Origin of the sequence: Sphingobacterium deserti (assembly GCF_000757725.1) — a bacterium.
GTDB classification, from domain to species: Bacteria; Bacteroidota; Bacteroidia; order Sphingobacteriales; family Sphingobacteriaceae; genus Sphingobacterium; species Sphingobacterium deserti.
Genome location: NZ_JJMU01000003.1, coordinates 1 through 14,786, shown reverse-complemented (window position 1 = coordinate 14,786; position 14,786 = coordinate 1). Strand labels below are relative to the sequence as shown.

At 42.5% G+C, this 14,786-nt stretch carries 12 protein-coding genes; 8 read left to right on the top strand and 4 right to left on the bottom strand.

The genetic code is table 11. From position 1 onward, the window contains the following. Positions 1–359: 359 nt before the first annotated feature. The gene (locus DI53_RS01450) at positions 360–1,874 is read right to left on the bottom strand and encodes a DUF4394 domain-containing protein (protein WP_037494591.1); all 1,515 of its coding nucleotides are present in this window, start codon (positions 1,872–1,874) and stop codon (positions 360–362) included. 294 nt (positions 1,875–2,168) lie between these two features. Between DI53_RS01450 and DI53_RS01445 the strand changes: the two genes are divergently transcribed. Then, positions 2,169–2,543 (top strand): PadR family transcriptional regulator, encoded by a 375-nt coding sequence (locus DI53_RS01445; protein WP_206537976.1) that lies wholly within the window; start codon positions 2,169–2,171, stop codon positions 2,541–2,543. Continuing rightward, positions 2,540–2,959, top strand: a complete 420-nt coding sequence (locus DI53_RS01440; RefSeq protein WP_037494589.1) for a hypothetical protein — start codon at positions 2,540–2,542, stop codon at positions 2,957–2,959. The genes DI53_RS01445 and DI53_RS01440 overlap by 4 nt, the downstream gene beginning before the upstream one ends. Positions 2,960–2,985: 26 nt before the next feature. Here the strand turns inward: DI53_RS01440 and DI53_RS01435 are convergent, their stop codons facing one another. After that, the gene (locus tag DI53_RS01435) at positions 2,986–5,688 is read right to left on the bottom strand and encodes a DEAD/DEAH box helicase family protein (RefSeq protein WP_037494587.1); all 2,703 of its coding nucleotides are present in this window, start codon (positions 5,686–5,688) and stop codon (positions 2,986–2,988) included. A 150-nt stretch (positions 5,689–5,838) separates the two neighbouring features. Then, entirely contained in the window at positions 5,839–6,264 is a 426-nt protein-coding gene (locus tag DI53_RS01430) for a nuclear transport factor 2 family protein (protein ID WP_037494585.1), read from the bottom strand. Positions 6,265–6,924: 660 nt separating this feature from the next. Between DI53_RS01430 and DI53_RS01425 the strand changes: the two genes are divergently transcribed. Next, a complete protein-coding gene (locus DI53_RS01425; protein WP_037494597.1) occupies positions 6,925–8,544 on the top strand; it encodes a carboxylesterase/lipase family protein in 1,620 nt (539 codons plus the stop codon). 73 nt (positions 8,545–8,617) lie between these two features. Continuing rightward, entirely contained in the window at positions 8,618–9,226 is a 609-nt protein-coding gene (locus DI53_RS19485) for an outer membrane beta-barrel protein (protein ID WP_052071945.1), read from the top strand. A 170-nt stretch (positions 9,227–9,396) separates the two neighbouring features. Here the strand turns inward: DI53_RS19485 and DI53_RS01415 are convergent, their stop codons facing one another. Continuing rightward, positions 9,397–10,119, bottom strand: a complete 723-nt coding sequence (locus DI53_RS01415; RefSeq protein WP_131555141.1) for an SMI1/KNR4 family protein — start codon at positions 10,117–10,119, stop codon at positions 9,397–9,399. A gap of 218 nt (positions 10,120–10,337) precedes the next feature. Between DI53_RS01415 and DI53_RS01410 the strand changes: the two genes are divergently transcribed. The 4 genes from DI53_RS01410 (at position 10,338) to rpmA (ending at position 14,654) form a co-directional block, all read left to right on the top strand. After that, positions 10,338–11,345, top strand: coding sequence for a glycoside hydrolase family 43 protein (locus tag DI53_RS01410; RefSeq protein ID WP_081939362.1), 1,008 nt, complete (start codon positions 10,338–10,340; stop codon positions 11,343–11,345). 289 nt (positions 11,346–11,634) lie between these two features. Next, complete coding sequence (locus DI53_RS01405; RefSeq protein ID WP_037494581.1) at positions 11,635–13,545, top strand: amidophosphoribosyltransferase; 1,911 nt, start codon at positions 11,635–11,637, stop codon at positions 13,543–13,545. Between the two features lie 475 nt (positions 13,546–14,020). Further along, on the top strand, positions 14,021–14,332 hold the full coding sequence (gene rplU / locus DI53_RS01400; RefSeq protein WP_037494579.1) for a 50S ribosomal protein L21: 312 nt from the start codon (positions 14,021–14,023) through the stop codon (positions 14,330–14,332). 49 nt (positions 14,333–14,381) lie between these two features. Beyond that, entirely contained in the window at positions 14,382–14,654 is a 273-nt protein-coding gene (gene rpmA / locus DI53_RS01395) for a 50S ribosomal protein L27 (protein WP_037494577.1), read from the top strand. Positions 14,655–14,786: the final 132 nt, after the last annotated feature.

The following is a 14,786-nucleotide window of genomic DNA, read 5'->3' as shown; positions in this document are numbered from 1 at the left end:
GGGCAAATACTTTTGTAGGGTAATGTAGTTTCTAAACGGTTTGTCCTTCGCTCAAACCCTTCCGCCGCATGCCGCGGCAAGGCAAATACTTTTGTAGGGCAAAAAGTATTCAAAACCCCGTCGCTTATTTTTGTTGCATCCTTTTTGGACAGTGCAAAGGCAAATGACTACAGACGCAACAAAACTGATGCGACATGTCGTTTAATTAAGGACGGTGCATTGTAGTATCTTTTTCTAATTTCGCACTACGCACTACGCTATACCGTACTAAAAAAGGGCTTACGAAATCAATCATAAGCCCATATATTTCTAAATAATGCTTTGCTTGAGGTTAAGCATTTTGTTTTGACATAGAACTATTAGAATCCAAGACCAATACTAAAACCTGTAACTGCAACGGGTATATCGCGCACAGCTGTTGCTGCACCTGTCGAGGTGTTAACACTGTATAGCTTAGTCGTTGAGCCGGTGGTGCCTATCATGTAGGCATTGCCACTTTTGCTTCCAATATCAAAGCCATTCGAGCTTGTAAGTGTTACGCCAAGCGCACCCACTTCGGTAAGTACACCGTCATTTGGTGGCGCTTGCGTATACAATTTGCTAGTATTATGATCGATAACCAATAAGGTTGTGGCGCTGGTTCCAGCTACGTTGTTGGTATAGGCAGCAGCACTGACAGCAGGAGTTCCCGGCTTTAAGTTTCCGTCCACACCGGCAACAAGACCTGTTGTGGGGTTTACGCGAAGATTTTGCCCTGTATTGCTTACAATACGGATTAAGTCGACAGCAGGGTTAAAGTCAAACCCAAAGCTTGTTCCAGACAATGATGGGATGATCGGTAATGTACCAATTCTCGCCGCTGCCCCAGAACTTAAGTTGATCGTATAAATGCGGTTTGTGCTCCCTAAAGCATACAATTGTCCCGTCGCTGGACGGAAATCGATGCCTAATATAGTCTCACCAGAAGTTAAGCCTTCAATAACTTTCGTTACTGAGCCATCTTTCTCTGGGTTCATAATATGAAAATTATTGCTTGCATCAACTGCATAAGCTACTGGAGCAGTAGGAATCGCAATATCCATTAATGCTGATGCTAAGTTTCCTATTTTGCTTGCTTTTCCGTTGTCTAAGTTGAGCATATATAGCGCGTTTACATTACCGCTATGTGCTGCAATTAGTGCCGCTTGGTTGTCCGGACTAATGTCAAATGCAACCTGACCGGTTACGGTCATGCCTAGGCTACCAACCTCTACTAATTTGCCATCATTTGGCGGATCTTGCTTGAAAAGCATACCAGAGGTAATATCGATATCGTACAACGTAGTTGACGATGCGCCCGCCACACTATTTGTATAAGCAACGCCGGTGATACTTACAGCACTGCTATGGCTGATATCCCCATCTTCAGCCGCTAGTGCGCCAGTTTCTGGATGTAGACGTAGATTTTGTCCCGTATTGGATACCAAGCGTATACGGTCAACCGTAGGATTGAAATCGATGGAGGCTATTGTACCTTCGATAGCAGGTGCAAAAGCAGCTGAACCCACTACATGAGCAACTGCCGACTCTGTATGTACCCTGTACAATTTGGAAGCACTTGAAAGCGCATATAATTCCCCTGTGGCAGGTCTAAAATCGATGCTCATCAATTTTTCTCCTGATGCCAGGCCTGTAATAGTCATGGTGCTCTCCATGTTACCTGGACGATTTGCATTAAACGCCACCAGCTCGTTATTGGTCGTTAGTCCGTAAACCATTAGGTCCGGTCCCTGCATGTCGCCACCGTCCATGCCATCATCGTCCTTACACGAGGAGATAAGCGCTACGGCAACTAGGGCCATCGCAATTTTTGTAAATGTACTTCTTACATTCATAATTTAAATTTAAATGAATTATATGATAAATATGTTTACACACGGAACCGTTCAAATCGCCTTTTAGTTTTAAGAAAATGAATATTACTGTGTTTTCTATACTATGATTTTGGTTAATACGACTTTTGAAATATGTTGATGTACCGGCAATGTGTGCTCTCAGTCTATTGGTTATAATGTATTGCTTCGTCATTTTGCGGATCTTAAAGTAGACTGCTTGACCACATTCTCGAAGTATAGCTTGCAAGTATAAATTTTTATTGTTAAACTTGTATTATACAAGTTGATTAATACATGATGAATGAACTAAGAGACGGTGATATTGACGAACTGTTGTCCGCCTGGGAAGAAACCTATAAAAAGGGGCAACTCACGCTTTGGATATTTCTGGCGCTAAAGGCTGGTGAGAAGTATGTCGATGAGATCAGAGCATTTGTTGCTGAACGCTCGCAGGCTACCATGTATTGTGAAGAGCAAAGCCTATATCGCGTTTTACGGAAATTTGAACATGTACATATTGTAACGCATGTATTACGAAAAGGCAACAAAGGTCCTGATAGGAAATATTACTCCTTGACACCACTTGGGATTGCACTTTTTGACCGATTTGTGGATCGAAATATCAATCTTTTTTTTCAACCTGATATCAAAAACATACTATTATCATGAAAACATTAACCCCTTCCTTGCTTCGCTACGCAATAGTTGCGGTCCTGGTAACCTTTAGCTTTCGAGTAATCCTAAGTGCACTATTACAATCGCAACAATTTAATTTTGTTATTCCGCTTGCCATTCTTTTTGCGGTTATCATGTTTATGGCGGGGCGGTATTACGGTCGAAAGGATGTTGCGTATTTGCCTATTTTTGATATTGGATTTCGTTTTCATTTGGCTACATTCCTCCAGTTTCATCTTGTATCGTTCGCCTGGCAGTTGTTTGGTCGTCCGAGCGGATATGAGCGTATAAGCACCTTATATTGGACATTCGTATATTGGGGATTGGTGTTAGCCATTCATTTTTATTACTACCGGCAGGTGAAGAAAAGCACGATAAAAAACATTCACCGGGACGATTTATTTGAGTAGCCTTACAGATTAAACCCTCCGGCAAGCTACAACCACTTACTGACCTGCTCTGTTGGATCTGTAAATTGTGCAGATAGTGATTTTAGTCGGGCTTGCAATAGCAGTTTCCTGCCTACTAATGAGCGGGTAAAAATCAATTGTGTGTGTCCAACCCGCTTTATCCATTGTAGTTTAAAATGGGTCACTGTAACGTGATTTTTGCCAATAATTTCGGGCACGGCATGGTAGTCTATCCGTTTCTTTTCGCCGGCGAGGCTGTGTTCACGTGTAATTAGGTAACGTGGATTTTCGATAGGATCTACTATTTCCTGCAGCGCCTTAATAAAAATAGATTTCTCAAAGGTGGTGCCTCCATTTAAATGGCAATAGACGCCTCCATGTGTATCGACATGTGCTTCTACCGAAACTTGTGATGCCTCTGTATGTATAATATTGGCTTGGACTAGTGCCACTAGCAACGCCTCGGCGATATACTGTATGTCTTTGGATATATCCCGGTAACGGCGATAAAGTCTGTAAGCAGTGTAGGCATTACGGCCGAATAAAATTCCACCTCCTATTGCAATGCTGATCAGTGCCCAGGATAGTTCGCGCATATTATGTATGTTTTTCGCTATGCGCTGGTAGTTACTAAGCAGAATTTCTGCATACCCGGCTGCTGCCACGGCCGCCGTAGCGGCAACACTACGGATGGTTTTACGGAAGTAAAAGGTCTTGGTTTCTTCATATTTTACCTTTTCACGAAAAGGCACTTTCAATTCTTCAACCATACTTACGCCATGTTGCAGAGCCTTTAGCCAGCGTTGCTCAAGGCCTGAGCGGTCAGCTGCAGAAGCAAACATAGCTGCATTAATTGTTGCCGCTTGCTCAGTATCCATTTTATGTAGCGGAAGGTCGAGGCGGCCGATTCCGTTCTCTATACCGTCACCTTCGACAAAAGAGACACCTACAAAAGCCTTAAACTTTCGTTTCATAGTTAGGAAATCCGCTCCCCCGTGGCGGGTGGTAGGATCCAGACAGGCCAAATGCCAAATGTTACTTGTTTTATGTGGATTGCCTTTCTGTGTGCGAATGGCTCTACCGCGCATTTGGTTGGATAGTACAAAAGAACCAACGTAGCTTGCTAAGATCAATGCGTTGATCGCGGGGGCATCCCATCCTTCGCCTAGCAATGCTTTTGTGCCAATAAGTATCTCTATGTGCCCCTCTTGAAAAATTTGCGTTACCACGTGCACCACTTGATGTTTGAGTCGATCGTGTAGATTTACGCGAAGGTAGTTGGCATCGTAGGGCAGGGGCGTAAAGCGAATATCGCCAATGCCAAGTTCCGAAGCTTTATGAACGAATGCTTCTTTCGCGACGCACGGGATGATGATAATAGAACCTGTTAAAACGCCTAATTTCTTGAAAGGCTGATTTTCACGCCGTAACTTTTCAAAGATGGAGAGCACACCCAAGCGTCTAATTTCCAGATCATTCGTGGGACCGTTGCCAAAATACTCCTTCCGGATATAGTCCGCCAGTACAACCATCCGCAATTTTTCGCCCATTTGCCTGTATTCAAAATCAACAATGGCCTGAACACTGTCTATTTTACGGATACTGCTGGACAGGCCAATATTAACCGTGCTGTTATTAAAGAAATCAATCCGCCGCTTTTCAAGTACGCCTGTGCGGCGTAATCGGTTTTCCAATTGTAACCTATGTTCTTCAAAAGCTATAAAGTGATCGTCTTCACTATGGATATAGAAATGTAGCAATCGTTGCAACCATATGTAATCCAGCGCAGGAATATCCAGCTCCTGCTCTCCGATAATGTCTCTATGCACTTCACCTATTTCTCGACCATGTGCAGAAAGAAAAATTAGACAGGCCGAATAAACAGGAAGATCATTGTAAATTGCATCAATATGGGACAATGGATCCACCCAGTAAGGATGGCTTTCTATAGCACGAAGGAGTTCCTGGTCTTCTTTGATCTCCTCAAATAGTGTGGATGCTTTACGCCGGAAGGCAATGAGGCTTTCATTCTCTTGCGCCGTCGGAAGCGACACATGCACGTAATCTTGGTGTAAACACAGGTCGTTAGCTTGGACCAATTCAGGTACCGAAATTTCTTCGTCTACTGGTCCATTTATCGCTATATAGCGCTTCCATTCCGCTACCGATACATCATAAGGAGGAGTAGCCGTAAGACCGATAACCGTAGGATCTAATTTTGTCTTGACTTTATTTAGACTTTGCCACCATGCATTTTTAAGATGATGAGCCTCGTCAAGTACAAGAGTTTGGACTTGCTGCTCCATCAGCGCCTCAACAACTTCCTGCAAACCATTCTTGCGGCGAATTATCCCCTCGGCTTCTTGTTCAGCATACGGATCTGTCTGGCCGGTACAGGCTGCATGCAGCCCTTGGTAAGTGACCACGGTTACAAATTTGGGCTTCCGAATGTTTGTTGAAATCCAATCGGGAACTTCCATTGTACGCAAAAACAATTCGCAGAGGCGTTGAATCCATTGATTACGAATGGCAATCGTTGGAGCGAGGATCAAACTTGGCTTATTGAGACGTATGGCAACCTCTAAGCCCAATACCGTTTTCCCGGAGCCCGGCGGCGCAATGACATGCAGATGCCTGTCTTCGAGATGTATAGATAATGCGTCCAATATGCGCTGTTGGTAAGCACGCCAAGGATATTTAAAACCTATATCTTTCGGGAATTTTTTCAAATGGATATGCTATCTGTGCATTGCCAAAATACAAAATTAGCGTCACGGTACAAAATGACTCACGGACTCCTATAGGAAACTTCATGCAATCTATTTTTTCATTACATGGAGTATGATCCTATTTTTGAACAGTAAGGGATATTCCATCTGTTACGGGTAAGTAGTTACAATTTTACTGACTTTCCAACCATCTTGACTGTGGTTGAGGGTAACGTAATCCACGCGTACGAAATCAGGAAATGTCATGGTAGCCTTTGCGACGCAAGCTTGTCCACTTTGATCTAAAATTTCGTATACAGTTTGGCAGTCGAATTTGGCACCCGCACTCTGCTTGAGGAATCTCATATACTCTTTCTTGCTGAAGCTATCGTTGTTCGCGCTATTTCGGTATTCGAAGTCATCAGCAAAGATGTATTTGTTTAAATGTGGATTGCCCATAGCAGCAGATTCTAAGTAAATTCCGATAATGCTAGCAGCGTCGAATTTTTTTATAGGGTTAACGCTCCCGACGGCAAATGCGCTGAATGAGGTTATCAAGATAAAAGCGGCGATGATGGTTGTTAATGTCTTTTTCATGGCGATGTGTTTTTATTTTTTTTCTGTTTTATTTTCTGATTTGATACTTCAAAGGTAGGGCGCGCAGTGCTTGCTAAGAATCGCTATTAGATCAGCATACTATTTTTCTCGGTAGAGGATCGGGATGCATCGGTGAACATAGGGAACTATGCAATGGATAACAACTGGTATTTATAAAACAACCCATACGCTGATGGTTTCTGGATTTTCCTAATCCGCGTTTTGAGGAAACTCCCCTCGAAAACGGGCATTTGGATTGTTTTGCTACTCGGCGAGCATGGCTACATTCCATTTCGGCAGGCATTTCTAATGGTAGATTTATCCCCGATGCTAAATTATGGTGTAATAAATTACCTAAATAGTTTATAAAATATAATTATAGAGACGGTTTTAGGGTTAATATTTTTTATATTTGCTAATGTGTCAAAAAATAGTCGAATGTAGGTTAGGTAAGGCTTTATCATGAAAATGCTTTTGATGTGATCGAGTTAATATTTACAAGTAAGACTAGTATGTGGGTTTTGATGTAAATATTATGTTAATTAATCGATATGGGGAGCCTATTTGGAATAGTATAAATCCGCAGACGAATTTTTTGAAAGACTAGACGAATGTGATGCTTTTATGAAAATAGATGGATCAAAATTACGGCAAATGAATATGAGAAAGATAATGGTGGCAATGTCTCTAATCTGCAGTACAGTGGCATGTGCGCAGTCCAACGACGCTCAAAATAATGTATCCGACAGGCCTATAATTAATACCGTATCAGGCAGACTTCAGGGCAGCCATGAAGGAAATGTAGAAGTCTTTAGAGGGATTCCCTACGCGGCACCACCTGTAGGCGATTTGCGTTGGCGTGCGCCACAGCCTGTCTCTGCTTGGGAGGGCATACGAGACGCTAGCAAATTTTGCGATGAGTGCGCACAGTTCACTTGGCCTTATCACGAAGAAAAAATTAAGGAAAACACATCAGAAGATTGCCTTTATTTAAATCTTTGGCGTCCTGCGGAAATAAAGACCGGAAATTTACCTGTCATGGTTTGGATACATGGTGGAACATTTGTGGGGGGCGGCAGCTCAGATACATTGACTTCTGGTGCACACTTTGCCGGGCAAGGTGTTATTCTGGTTAGTATTAATTACCGACTAGGAAGATTCGGTCATTTCGCGTTCCCGGCGCTTTCGGAAGAACATCCTGAGGAAGCGAAAGGAAGCTACGCACATATGGATCAGATTGCCGCACTGCAATGGGTTAAAGATAACATTGCGTCATTTGGTGGTAATCCCGATAACGTCACCATTTTCGGTGAGTCAGCTGGAGGTGTATCCATTCATTCACTGTTAACAATACCAGCAGCAGAAGGATTATTTCATAAGGCAATTATTCAATCGGGAGGTGGTCGGGATGCGTGGTTAACTGGCAGGCCCATTCGAGATGACAATGTTGATCCGCACCACCCCGTCTCTGCACAAACAATAGGCATTAACTTCGCCAATAGGCATGGTATCCAGGGGACAGGCGTCGACGCTTTGGCAAAACTCCGTGACTTGCCCTCCGATAAAGTTGTAGGAGGTGGTAAAGAGATCTATAGCCCCAAGCCGAATGCTGTAAGTACCTATTCAGGGCCGATTGTCGACGGGAATTTCGTTGTGGAAACTCCAGAGGTAGCGTATAAAAATGGTAGGCAATTTAAGGTTCCGCTCATAATTGGTTTTAATAGTGCTGAGATACTTTCGGGGCTTGTCAATGCGCAGTCCAAGAAGGAGCTTTTTGCGAAATTCGCTCCCTTTAGCAATGAAGCAAAAGAAGCGTATGATCCGTACGATAAAAAGAAACTGGAAGAATTGCTGCCGATGGTTAATACCGATAAGGGGTGGGGTGAGCCAGCGCGTTTTACAGCAAGATCCTTCACCGACAACGGATCAGCGGCATTTATTTATTTCTTTGACTATATTCGATCGGCGTACAAGCCTTATTTTCCATACGGGGCATTTCACACTACAGAAATACCATTTGTGTTTAACAACCTGCCAAGCAAGAAGGGGATTGAATTAACGGACACGGATAAACAGGTCGCTTCGATGATGAATACGTATTGGGTAAATTTTGCAAAAAAAGGCGATCCGAATGGGTCGGGACTTGCGCGATGGGACAAACACGATTCACAGCGCGATACGCTATTGGAAATAAAAAGAGATGGTGCAGTCGAATCCAAGCCGGATGCTTTGAGAGAACGGCTCGATATTATTGAAAAGACTAATCAAACTTTTAAATAGCGGGCAGGATGGTGGATTAGGGTGATTTTGTTGTCCAATCATTTATTGTTAAAATCAAATTATTAGAATCAATATGAAAAAACTGTTTTTAGCATCGGTCTTGGTTTTTGGGATCGCTACTGGCCTATTGGCCCAAAGTAATTTCGGGATCCGAGGTGGTCTAAGTCTAGCCAGCGAGTACTCGCGAGAGAATAACCGATCGGCGACCACCAAAATCGCTCCTTCATTTCATCTAACAGGATATTATGATGCACAGATCTCACAGGGCTTCTCTATCCAGCCGGGCCTTTCTTTGCAAGGGAAAGGGGGAAGATATGATGTGAATAGTGAATCGTTCACTGATAGGCTTCTGTATCTAGAAGTTCCTGTAAATTTTCTGGGAAGGATTCAAGCCGGAAATGGCGATTTATTTTTTGGAGGTGGCCCCTATATCGCTTATGGCCTAAGCGCACGGGTAACGTCGCGGGGAGATTCACGACGTGTGGACTTTGGACAAGGACCGCATCAACTCAAGCGCTTTGATGCTGGGCTAGGATTTTTGGCAGGATACAGATTTTTAAACGGACTTGTGCTGAGTATATCCAGCTCGGCGGGCGTCCTAAATATAGGCAACACCGACGGGACAAAATTCCTAAACCGCGTAACGTCGTTTAGCGTGGGGTATGAGTTTGGGCGCCGCTAGTACCCAAATACCTCCTTATTTTTGACATGGAAGACCTTGACGTTTATTGTCGCTGAGCGAATTTTTAACAAAGGCGTTCTTAGGCGAAAGCGTTGAGGTTTCCATGTTAACCCTCTATCACAACTGGTCGTGGATTAAGCCTTGCCGGAGCGAAGATCGATCAATACCTTTTAACCAAACAATCTTCCTAAAAAGCCCTTCTTTCTGTTTTTTAGCACCCATATCAAGTCGGTAGGATGTCGCTGCACAAGTTGGTTTGGGCCAAACTTGCCCCAGGCGAAGCCAACTCCATTTTCACCGCTCGTGAGGTCGGCGATTATCCATTCATCGCCTTCAAACTCATTAAGGAAATCCCTAAATTGGGGTTTAATATGCAGGAAGTCGGTTTTTGGGGTGCAGTTGGTATTGTGCTGCCAAACTTCGGGAACGGTATTGATCTGGAAGTTATTGACGTAATTCTCGATTGGATTTTCATGGAAGTCTAAAAGGTGCCGTAAATATTCATTTAGGTTTTGCGAATGCACCATAAATACTGCGGGGTCGTGGCAAGCGAAAAACACCTTGCCCAAATCTCCATTGTTGTCAATATCGAGTACCCAATAGTTTCCAAAGCCATCATGACCTAGCGTAATTGAATGTGGAGATAATTCCCAAAATCCGAATTCATCAATCGAGTTGAAATAGACCATATTGAATGCCGCACTGTCCCAACCGCGTGTCACCTGAAAGATTTCCAGCAATTCCGCCGCAATGCGTTTTTTTGGAAAGGATTCGCGCAACTCTTGGATTTCGGCTTCGCTAAGCGGATCCAGAAAGTCTAAGGTATAGTTCTCTCCATCTTCGTCTGTAAACGAAGCGGTTTTTAATGTATTGATAATCTTGAGGTTTGTCATATCATGTAGCTCAAGGTTTTCTTCACTAACAGATCCAAAAAATTTGCGATCAACTTCTAATATACAAATTAGCGTCGTTTCTGCCAAAAGAGTGAGTCACTATAGAACGTTACCGTTAAAGGAATCGATAAACATGTATTGGTTGTCGCGATCTGTTGGAAAAGTGGAATCATAAAGCTATTTTAGCTTCGCACAACCAATGCGAAAATATCCATTTTATGTCTTTGTCAAGAAAGTTATCGCTGTTGAAAATAGGAACACTTAAAAGCTTTAGAAGCGCAACGTTTGGCTGCGTGCTGCTGCTGGTATCTTGTGGTAGTAGCCAAAAACTGAATCAGGTGAGCTCTTTGCCGCTTGCGGATCCGTTTATTTTAACGCATGAGAATCGCTATTTTGCATACGGAACAAGCTCCGATCGAGGCTTTGAAGTCTACCACTCCGATAATTTACAGCGATGGACAAAACATACCCAGCTACTATTAAATAAGGATGATTCCTATGGCAACAAGTGGTTTTGGGCACCTGAAGTATATTACAATACAAGAACTTCCAGGTTTTATCTCTTTTATTCTGCAGAAGAACATATCTGTGTAGCGACAGCTGATTCTCCGCTAGGGCCATTCAGACAGACCGATAGGAAGCCAATGAGTCTAGAGAAGGGTATCGATTCCTCCCTTTTCATCGACGAAGATGGTAAGGCCTACTTGTATTTTGTGCGCTTTACCGATGGCAATGTAATCTGGGTGGCAGAACTGGAAGACGATTGGCAGACGATTAAAGAAGAAACATTAACTAAATGCATAGATGCGTCAACCCAAGAATGGGAACAAGCATTAGGCAAAGTCGCCGAAGGTGCGTCCGTTATCAAGCGTGATGGGATGTACTATCTTATTTACTCCGGTAATGATTTTCGAAGCCCTGACTACGGTGTGGGGTTTGCTACTGCAAGGTCCCCGAAAGGCCCTTGGGTAAAAGACATGAATAATCCTATTTTGCAGCGGCCTGAGAAAGGACTGGTTGGAACAGGCCACGGTGCCTATTTCGAAGATAAAAAAGGCAAATTAAAATATGTTTTCCATGCGCATCAAGATAGTACGAAAGTTAATCCACGGCTTCTTTATATTGTTGACATGGAAATTAAAAATGGAAAAGTGAAAATGGACAAAGGTACCATTATCCGGCCGCAAGTAGTTGAGGTGCATGCAAAGGGTACCAATGGACGATAAAACTATGCTGATTGGTTCGTAAGCTCCCCGGGCAATGAACAATGGTGGGTTTTCACTCACCTAAATGACATGATAATAGCATCTGCATTTACGCAAGAATGGAGGCAATAACCATCAGTCCTGCGTAAGTAGATTTTGCTTTAATTTCTTCAATATTTTAGCTTTTATACCTTATAAGATTTTCGGTGATTAAAGATTGTTTTCTGAGCGTAATAAAAATGTTTTAGCTTCTGTTTTGTTATGTATTATTTTCTAAATAATATGTACCTTTGCCCCATCAATTCAAGCTATGAGTGACGCTATAAAACATGAGTGCGGTATAGCACTCGTTCGACTACTGAAACCCCTATCTTACTATCAGGAAAAATACGGAACGCCCTACTATGGCATCAATAAGTTGTATCTTCTTATGGAGAAACAGCACAATAGAGGCCAAGACGGTGCAGGTATTGCGACGATCAAATTTGATGTGAAACCGGGCAACCGTTACATCTCGCGCTATCGCGCAATGGGGTCTTCTGCAGTAGCGGATATTTTTGAATACGTGCAGAAAAAATTTGCTGCGGTGAACAAGGCTTATCCGACACAATCGAAAGATACCGATTGGCTAAAGGAACATGTAAGTTTTACTGGGGAGGTTCTTTTGGGCCACCTGCGCTATGGAACACATGGTAAAAACAGCATCGAAAGCTGTCACCCATTTTTACGCCAAAACAATTGGATGACGCGTAACCTCGTGGTTGCGGGTAATTTCAATATGACAAATGTTGACGAGTTGTTGCAACAGTTGTATGAATTGGGCCAGCATCCGAAAGAGCAAGCCGATACGGTAACCGTATTAGAAAAAATTGGTCACTTTTTAGATGATGAGAATCAAGAACTTTTTGATCAATTCAAACAAGAGGGCTATTCCAATATTGAAATAAGTGCGCAGATAGCGAAGAATTTGGATGTTGCCAAAATCTTGACGCGTTCGGCAAAAACTTGGGATGGTGGATATACTATTGCCGGCATCTTCGGTCATGGCGATGCGTTCGTTATGCGTGATCCGGCGGGCATACGACCGGCGTTTTACTATCAGGATGATGAGGTCTTAGTTGTTGCGTCAGAACGTCCGGTTATCCAAACGGCCTTCAACGTGCCTTTAGGCGCTGTGCAAGAAATCAAACCCGGACATGCTTTAATTGCCAAAAAAGACGGCACAATATCGCAAGAAATGTTTCGCCAACCGGTAGAGCAAAAGTCATGTTCTTTTGAGCGGATCTATTTCTCTAGAGGATCTGATGCAGATATCTACAAAGAACGTAAGGAATTAGGACGTTTGCTATGTCCGCAGATTCTGGAAGCGGTTGGCAGTGATATTAAAAATACCGTATTCTCGTTTATTCCCAATACTGCTGAGGTTTCTTATTACGGTGTGATGGAAGGCATCAATACGTATGTGCGTAATTACCAAAAAGACGTGCTGTTGAAACGCGCTGATAAAATTTCCGACAGCGAGTTGGAGGAGATGATCAATATCACGCCGCGGTTTGAAAAGCTGAATGTGAAGGACGCGAAATTAAGAACATTTATCACACAAGATGCCGACCGTACGGATATGGTGCAGCACGTATATGACACAACTTACGGTATTGTGAAAGATCATGATGATACCATTGTTGCTATTGATGACTCTATTGTTCGCGGTACCACGCTGAAGCAAAGTATACTTACAATCTTGGATCGCTTAAACCCGAAAAAGATTGTCATTGTTTCTTCTGCTCCTCAAATTCGTTACCCAGATTGTTACGGCATTGATATGTCTAGAATGGGTGAATTTGTTGCATTTGAGGCTGCAATTTCTTTGTTGAAACAAAATGGTTTAGCGCATATCGTCGATGAGGTATATCAACGCTGTCTAGCTTCGGTTATGAAACCCAAAGATGAGGTAGAGAACTACGTAAAGGCTATCTATGAGCCCTTTACAGATGTGGAGATCTCTGCTGAAATTGCGCGCATCATCCGCCCGCATAACTTGAAAGCCGAATTAGAAGTGGTTTACCAAACGTTGGATAACCTACATCAGGCTTGTCCGAACCATTCTGGTGATTGGTACTTCTCAGGAGATTATCCGACACCAGGCGGTAACAAGGTGGTGAACAAGGCATTTATGAATTGGGTAGAAGGAAAGAACGTAAGGGCGTATTTTAGTAGTTAGTGGTAGTGAGTAGTGAGTATAGAGTAGTGCGAGGTTAGTATGTGGATTTTAGTACATAGTATTTAGAAAGCTGTAGCGCGTATTGAGTAGTGAGTATAGAGTAGTGCGAGGTTATTATGTGAATTTTAGTACATAGTATTTAGAAAGCTGTAGCGCGTATTGAGTATTGAGTATTGAGTATAGAGTAGTGCGAGGTTAGTATGTGGATTTTAGTACATAGTATTTAGAAAGCTGTAGCGCGTATTGAGTGGTGCGATGAAAGCGAACGTCATTGCGAGCCTGAGGAACGAGGGCGCGGCAATCTTTAATGGTGAGAGGGTAGGATAGCGCTTAAAGCATAGATTTTATGACATCCTACTTTTGACTTCTCACTTTTGACTTTTAACTTATTACTTTTTTCACTTTTAATTTTTCCTTTTTACTTTATTTCATATCTTTGCAGCTCATTAAATATTAACAGATTTATTATATAACAATGTACGCAATAGTAAATATAGCAGGACAGCAATTTAAGGTTGCAAAAGACCAGTATCTTTTTGTGCACCGCTTACAAGGAGACGAAGGCGCTAGTATTGAATTTGACAATGTATTGTTAGCAGAAGACGGTGGTAAATTCACTGTAGGTACACCAAGTATTTCAGGTGCTAAAGTTTCGGCTACTATTTTGTCTCATTTGAAAGGTGATAAAGTTATCGTTTTCAAGAAAAAACGTCGTAAAGGCTACAAAAAGAAAAACGGTCACCGTCAACAATTCACTAAAATCCAGATCACTGGTATCAGTTTATAATCGAGTTTTTAATCTGACTTCTCTAAGAGTCATAAATTAGGATAAAGAAATGGCACATAAAAAAGGTGCGGGTAGTTCCAAGAACGGCCGTGAGTCACATAGCAAGAGATTAGGTATCAAGATTTTCGGTGGTCAATTAGCTATTGCTGGTAACATCATCGTACGTCAACGCGGTACATTGCACAACCCGGATACAAATGTAGGTGTAGGTAAAGACCACACGTTGTATGCATTGGTTGATGGTACTGTTGTTTTCCGTAAAAAAGCAAACAATAAATCTTATGTATCAGTAGTTCCAGTTGCTACTGCTGAGCAAAACTAATAAGGTTTATAATCTTTAAATGAGCCTCTATATTTCAGAGGCTTTAATAGAATGAGGCCGTCTAAAAAGGTCTTTTAAAAAAGAACCCCGTCATAAAAAAATGGCGGGGTTTTTCTGTTTTTTGTCCTTAAG

What these genes read in the sequence shown, in the direction of transcription:
- DI53_RS01450 (WP_037494591.1), bottom strand. Translation starts at nt 1,874, where the DNA reads ATGAATGTAAGAAGTACATTTACAAAAATTGCGATGGCCCTAGTTGCC.
- DI53_RS01445 (WP_206537976.1), top strand. Translation starts at nt 2,169, where the DNA reads ATGATGAATGAACTAAGAGACGGTGATATTGACGAACTGTTGTCCGCC.
- DI53_RS01440 (WP_037494589.1), top strand. Translation starts at nt 2,540, where the DNA reads ATGAAAACATTAACCCCTTCCTTGCTTCGCTACGCAATAGTTGCGGTC.
- DI53_RS01430 (WP_037494585.1), bottom strand. Translation starts at nt 6,264, where the DNA reads ATGAAAAAGACATTAACAACCATCATCGCCGCTTTTATCTTGATAACC.
- DI53_RS01425 (WP_037494597.1), top strand. Translation starts at nt 6,925, where the DNA reads ATGAGAAAGATAATGGTGGCAATGTCTCTAATCTGCAGTACAGTGGCA.
- DI53_RS19485 (WP_052071945.1), top strand. Translation starts at nt 8,618, where the DNA reads ATGAAAAAACTGTTTTTAGCATCGGTCTTGGTTTTTGGGATCGCTACT.
- DI53_RS01415 (WP_131555141.1), bottom strand. Translation starts at nt 10,119, where the DNA reads ATGACAAACCTCAAGATTATCAATACATTAAAAACCGCTTCGTTTACA.
- DI53_RS01410 (WP_081939362.1), top strand. Translation starts at nt 10,338, where the DNA reads ATGTCTTTGTCAAGAAAGTTATCGCTGTTGAAAATAGGAACACTTAAA.
- DI53_RS01405 (WP_037494581.1), top strand. Translation starts at nt 11,635, where the DNA reads ATGAGTGACGCTATAAAACATGAGTGCGGTATAGCACTCGTTCGACTA.
- rplU (WP_037494579.1), top strand. Translation starts at nt 14,021, where the DNA reads ATGTACGCAATAGTAAATATAGCAGGACAGCAATTTAAGGTTGCAAAA.
- rpmA (WP_037494577.1), top strand. Translation starts at nt 14,382, where the DNA reads ATGGCACATAAAAAAGGTGCGGGTAGTTCCAAGAACGGCCGTGAGTCA.